The organism is Psychrobacter sp. TB20-MNA-CIBAN-0197, from assembly GCF_040309765.1.
Taxonomy (GTDB): Bacteria; Pseudomonadota; Gammaproteobacteria; order Pseudomonadales; family Moraxellaceae; genus Psychrobacter; species Psychrobacter submarinus.
In genome coordinates this window covers 1-249 of sequence record NZ_JBEOPC010001122.1, presented here as the reverse complement: position 1 = coordinate 249, position 249 = coordinate 1, and the positions used below count along the sequence as shown (strand labels likewise).

The window sequence follows — 249 nt, the reverse complement described above, 5'->3', positions numbered from 1 at the left end:
GCTCGGCGCCGGGTTTCTCGCTACATCACTGTTGAGCTATTTCGCCTCCCGCGAGTCGATCCGCGACAACATCGTCAACACTGAACTGCCGCTGACTTCCGACACGGTCTATTCGGAAATCCAGAAAGATCTGGTCCGGCCGATCCTGATTTCCTCGATGATGTCCCGCGATACGTTCATGCGCGACTGGGTGGTCAACGGCGAGCAGAATCCCGAGCAGATGACCCGCTATCTCGACGAGGTCATGAC

1 protein-coding gene is annotated in these 249 nt (G+C 57.4%); it reads left to right on the top strand.

The window, feature by feature from the left end:
* The coding region (locus AAEY83_RS17420) for a hypothetical protein (protein ID WP_351061197.1) at positions 1-249 on the top strand (249 nt) is incomplete at both ends.